The 4,859-nt window shown below is 59.3% G+C and carries 4 protein-coding genes and 1 pseudogene; 1 reads left to right on the forward strand and 4 read right to left on the reverse strand.

Going from position 1 to position 4,859, the window contains the following annotated elements; translation table 11 throughout:
* Positions 1-103: 103 nt before the first annotated feature.
* Positions 104-364 (forward strand): annotated as a pseudogene (locus Q1K49_RS13710) (SDR family oxidoreductase); the annotation flags it as partial.
* A 12-nt stretch (positions 365-376) separates the two neighbouring features.
* On the opposite strand, the gene Q1K49_RS13715 reads toward Q1K49_RS13710, so the two are convergent.
* The 4 genes from Q1K49_RS13715 to Q1K49_RS13730 all read right to left on the reverse strand — a co-directional run bounded on the left by Q1K49_RS13715 (position 377) and on the right by Q1K49_RS13730 (position 4,822).
* Positions 377-1,498 carry a hypothetical protein gene (locus Q1K49_RS13715; protein ID WP_300526539.1) on the reverse strand — a complete coding sequence of 374 codons (1,122 nt, stop codon included), beginning with the start codon at positions 1,496-1,498 and terminating at the stop codon, positions 377-379.
* A 66-nt stretch (positions 1,499-1,564) separates the two neighbouring features.
* Positions 1,565-3,601: a methyl-accepting chemotaxis protein gene (locus Q1K49_RS13720; protein WP_300526540.1), complete on the reverse strand. Its 2,037-nt coding sequence runs from the start codon at positions 3,599-3,601 to the stop codon at positions 1,565-1,567.
* 338 nt (positions 3,602-3,939) lie between these two features.
* Positions 3,940-4,284, reverse strand: coding sequence for a hypothetical protein (locus Q1K49_RS13725; protein WP_300526541.1), 345 nt, complete (start codon positions 4,282-4,284; stop codon positions 3,940-3,942).
* Between the two features lie 52 nt (positions 4,285-4,336).
* Positions 4,337-4,822, reverse strand: a complete 486-nt coding sequence (locus Q1K49_RS13730; RefSeq protein WP_300526542.1) for a chemotaxis protein CheX — start codon at positions 4,820-4,822, stop codon at positions 4,337-4,339.
* Between the last annotated feature and the right edge of the window lie 37 nt (positions 4,823-4,859).

A 4,859-nucleotide genomic window follows, 5' to 3' on the forward strand; every position in this document is an offset into this window, starting at 1 on the left:
GTGCATCCTGCCCTACCTGATGGGGAGGGAAGGGGCGTGTATCGTCAACGTAAGCAGCATCGCCGGAAAAATCGGGGGGACCATGTGAGTCCACTATGCGGCGAGCAAGGCGGGGCTTCTCGGCTTCACCTTCCATCTTGCTCAGGAACTGCTCCATCTGGGAGTCCGGGCCAACGCGGTGGCTCCGGGTCCAGTGGACACCGGCATGCTTGACGACGAAACCAGGGAGCGGCTCCGAGAGCTCTCCCCCATGGGGCGCATTGCGCACCCCGCGGAAATCGCCGCTGCAATTCTTTTCCTTCTCGAAAACCGGTACGTGAACGGCGAGGTGCTTGATGTCAACGGCGGGCGCTACATGGACTGACGCACTCCGGACTCACCGCCAGAGAAAAAAGAGGAGGAGAAATACCGCGACCAGTCCCAGGACGAGAACTCCCCAGAACAGCCGGGTGATCCCGGAGAGGCCTGTTCGAGGTCCGCTTGCCGCTCCATCGGCAAGTTCTACTTTGATGTCGCCGTGAACAACGGAACGGAAGAAGGTTTCCTCCCCCTCGACCCGCCCGTAGATTTCGTACTGTCCGTTTTTGAGAACGCGAATCATGTACACTCGGCCCGGCACTTTGGGAAAACCCCGTCGTTCGAGCAGAAGCACGTCACCGGGGTAGACATCCGAGAGAGGAACACCGTTCACGGGATCCACCACGGGGTCGAGAAGGCGCACGCCGGCCTCCGGAAGGATGACCGAGGCGGCCCCCTCTTCGGCAGGTCTGTTTTCCTCGGTTTCCTCCTCTCGTCGCTCTTCGCCGAGAGCGCTGTCCACATAGCCGTCGAGAGCGTTTTGAAGGGGCTGGATCTCCAATCCAAGGTCTCTCAGCTCCGGCAGGGAAACCATCATGACTCTGAGCACGCTCAGGGAAATGTTACGACCAATCGCCTCGCGCATACGTTTCTCCACGTGAACCGATGCACCGCGCAACGCATTGGAGTCCTCGAAAAACTGGCGGTTCGCACCGGAAGAATTCGAAAATCCTCCCGTCGCCAGTTCCAGTTCACCCAGCATCAGACCGATCATCTCGGGAAGAAACCCCCCGCACTGTCTGGCCAATTGTTCCGCAGCCCACCAATCCCCCTCGGAGACCTTGGGAGTCCCATGAGTTCCCATCCCTGAAACCAACTCGAGGACCCGGTTCCAGACACGAAGTGCGCCGCTTCCCTTGTTGTAGGGAACCGGCGCGATGCTCCACCAGAGAACGCGTTTGTCCGGCGCCAACACGGCACCGAGAAGGATGCTGATCTGGTCCGTATGGGGAAAGGCACACCAGAAAACCATGTACTGTCTGCCGTTCGCCGTAAGAAAGGCAAACAGCTGCGCTGGATCCGCGCCTCCTCCGGATTCCATGTAACGCTGCACCAGGGTTTCCACTTCCTCCCGGCGAACACCGATCACGTACGAAAGAAGATGCTGCAGATAGGACAATTTTTCTTCCTGGTCCTCCATGACCTCCACCTACCTTCGCGTCATCTCTTTCCATGTCTTTCCGGCCAGAAGTGGATCCTTGCCTCATCAGCCTCTGAGGGAAAGCGTTTCCTTCGTTCCTCCGTCGAGGCGATATCTTCTGAGGTGCTCCTGAAATTCCCGGGCGATTCCGCTCAGTTCTTCCGCGGCGGAGCGCAGTTCTCCGCTGCTTTGCACCACGTCGGTAACCACGTTCCTGATCGTCAGGGCCTCTTCCTTCGTTCGCGAGGCGCCATGCGCCAGGCGATCTATGGAAGCCGCCATTTCCTGGGCACCGGCGGATTGCTCCTGCGCCGTGGCCGCCACGTTCTGAATCTGGTCACCGATGGCGGAAATGGCGCCAAGAACCGCTGCAATGCGGTCCTCCATGACAGCACTGTCCTGCCGTCCCTGAGCGGCAAGTGAAACGCCCCTGTCCGCGGACTGAACAGCCCTGTCCGTCCCACCCATGATTCCCTTGGCGAGGTCTCCGATCTTCCGGGCCGCCAGGTTGCTTTCCTCGGCAAGCTTGCGCACTTCCTCCGCAACAACGGCGAAGCCTCTTCCCGCCTCTCCGGCCCGGGCCGCCTCGATGGCGGCGTTGAGCGCCAGGAGATTGGTTTGATCCGCAATGCCCGCGATGCTCGCCACGATACTTCCGATCTCGCCCGCCTGGGCATGAAGACGTGCGACCGCCTCGGCCACATCCTTGAACGCATCGGACATTTCCGCAACCCGGCGGGTCGTGGAACGAGTGATCTCTCCGGCTTTCTCCGCGTCACTCCGGAGCGTCTCCGCGTGATGCGACGCCTCTGACGAGGCCTGGGCAGCCCCCTGGGCGCTCGATGCGACCTCTTCGATCCCCGCATTGGCGGATTCCACCGCCTGAGCGTTCTCGTCCGCGAGGGCCTGAAGGGCCACGATCTTCTCTTCCACCGCCCGGATTATCTTGTCCGTGTCGTCCGCCACGGTATCGAGCATTTCGGCTTCTTTTTCGAGGCGGTTCGTCTCGGACCGGAGAGAAAGGAAAATTTCCCGCTGTCCCTGAATGATCCCATCCAGAGCGGCACCGACCATGCAGAGTTCGTCTCCTCCGCACATGTCCGCCGCTGACGTGAGATCACCGGCACGCACCGCGTCGGCAGTTTCGAGAAGCACTTTGACAGGGCGGATGATACCGCGCACGACAAAAAAGATCCACGCACCGAGCAGAAGAGACGCCGCAAGGGCAACCAGAATCTGTCGTTTTCCGAGCGCGCCGATGGGAGCGAAAAGTCCTTCCTCGGGAACGGAAAGGCCAAGACTCCATCCCGAAGGGAGAGGCCCGAAATAAAGCCGCTTGCGTTCACCTGCCTGCATGTAGGCCCCCGAGCCATTCTCCCCTCCGGTCATGCGTCTGCCCAATTCGGCAAGTTCCGGGGCGACCGTGTCGGAGTGTTCCGTAATGCGGACCTTGAGGCGAACCTCTTCGTTCGGATGGGCGATGATCAGTCCTTCCTGATTGACGAGAAAACCGTATCCGGAACCGCTGATCTTCTGCTCCACCACAAGGGAGACCAACGTGTCGAGGTCAATGTCGGCGCCCACAACGCCGATCAACGACCCGTCTGCGGCCAGAACCGGCGTTGCGATGGTAAGAATGACCTTTCCCGTGTTGGCGTCCACATAGGGATCGACATAAACGGTCTTCTTTGCCTCCACCGCCTTCTGGTACCAGGGACGCGTGCGAGAGTCGAAATTTCCCGGAGGAATCCACCCCGATCCATCCACAAACTTTCCGTTGGGAAAACCGAGATAGATATCCATGAATCCGGCGGATTTGTTGGTCTCGGTGAGCAATTCCATGTAGGGGAGGAGCATGGTGGACGTCACGCCGAATTTCTGCCACATGTATCCCACGTTCTCCGCAGCGTTGGCCACAACCTGCTCTTTTCCGTTCAGCCAATTGGCCACGGAGATGACCGCCATGGACGCACCGTTTTTCCCCGAGACTTCCAGTTCTTCCGAGAGAATGTTCCGGGCACCCACGTAAGCCATACCCGCCATGAGACCCACCGCAACGAGCACCCCGATTCCGAGAAAAACCAAGCGCGCACGCAACGTCATCGTTCCGTCTCCTCCCAGATCGAAATAATGCGACCCCTTTTTCGCCAGAAACAGCTCGCCACGCGATTATACGTCTCCTTCCATCCCTTTGGGAACATTGCGCGGAACGCCCGTTCCGGCACACCGGGGGGAAAATGCTCCCACGCTCTCGAATCGAGGAAAGGCGACGACTACAAAGGCACGCTGCGGTGGATCGATGAACATGTGCGTCTTCCGCACACGTCATTACGTGCTGTCGCGGTTCCGGGTACTCTCCGGCAATGGTCGCTGCGGAGAAAAACCATGGGGCGAAACGATGCCCTGCGGCCTTGTGCCATCGCCTCACCCCACCCTTTTTCCTATTCGTTCCCGGTCCCCAAGGCAGCATCAAGAGAACGACGGAGATCGTCCCAGGACGAAGGAATGCCTCGGAGCAACAGTTTTCCATCGAGGATCCACACTACTTCCGTGCTTCGTATGCGAAATCGGAACACGTCTTTCAGGGCGATGACATTCCTCGGATCAATCAGTTCCAGGCGCACGGATTCGCCGAAGTGATCTCTCACATTCCGGAGCAATTCCCCCACGCGACGCATTTCCAATGCCATAGGGAAGGATTCCATCTCAATCCTCCCGTATTCGATGGGACAGCATCCCACACCGAAACCCGGGCGCTCCATGTAGACCTTGAGAACTCTCTCCACCGGCGGTCACATCCTTACTTTTTTCCGAACGCTCGGGGCAAGCACAAGCGCATCAACTGTGCAGGGATACCACCAGGTAGATGTTCCCCTGGGGGGCTACCTGGAAAGGAAGCGTGAAGGAAACGATACCGGGCTTCTGCGGAGGTACGGCCTTGATGTTCTCCCCCGCGATGATCTGGGGAGGGGTCAGATCCATCCCTTCTATGTCAAGCTTCATCAGCGTCTGACCGCTCACCATGTTCGTCAGCTCTCCCACGACACTCAGCGCCACGTTGTCCTCCAGATCCGGGGGAATCATACCTCCGGACATGGCATTCACATAACTCGCAAATCCCTGCGCGTCCACCATGAGCGCCGCCGTGCCGTGCACCCCTCCTCCGACAAGCCCCACCAACGCCGCAACACGGCTTCCCGGAGCATTGACCCCTTGCGTCACCTGCGTCTTCACGAGAGACACGGTGACACCCAGAGTCTGGCTCACGGAGACCAATCCAGCCCCGAAACTGTTTACGAACTTCGACAGCAATTCTCCCGCCATTGTCGACGCTCCTCCTCCTTGGGCAATCCGCCGATTT

Origin of the sequence: Aminiphilus sp. (genome assembly GCF_029975095.1) — a bacterium.
GTDB lineage: Bacteria > Synergistota > Synergistia > Synergistales > Aminiphilaceae > Aminiphilus.